The following is a 426-nucleotide window of genomic DNA, read 5'->3' on the forward strand; positions in this document are numbered from 1 at the left end:
ATCGTGCTGCTCAAGTCCGTCGTCCTGGTCGTCGTCATCGCCGCCGCGCTGCTGGCCGCGCAGTACTGGTACTCCGACCGGATCGCCCTGTACGCCATGCACGGCCACCTCGTCACCCGGGAGGAGGCGCCTCGACTGCACGGCGTCATCGACCGGCTGTGCGCGGCCGCGGACATGCCCAAACCACGGGTGGCCATCTCCCGGATGGACCTGCCCAACGCGTTCGCCACCGGCCGCAACGCAGACCACGCCGTGGTCTGCGTGACCACCGGGCTGCAGCGCCGCCTGGAACCCGCCGAGCTCGAAGGCGTCCTCGCCCACGAGCTGCCCCATGTCGCGCACCGCGACGTCGCGGTGATCACCATCGCCTTGTTCCTGGGCGTGATCGCCGGACTCATCGTCCGCTTCGCCTTCTACTCCCAGCTG

1 protein-coding gene is annotated in these 426 nt (G+C 69.7%); it reads left to right on the forward strand.

The genetic code is table 11. The features are described 5' to 3' along the window. Window positions 1-426, forward strand: a 426-nt coding sequence (locus tag RB628_RS42930) for a M48 family metalloprotease (protein ID WP_318325785.1), incomplete at both ends; no start/stop codon positions are given.

Origin of the sequence: Streptomyces sp. ADMS (genome assembly GCF_033441795.1) — a bacterium.
In the GTDB taxonomy this organism is placed as follows: domain Bacteria; phylum Actinomycetota; class Actinomycetes; order Streptomycetales; family Streptomycetaceae; genus Streptomyces.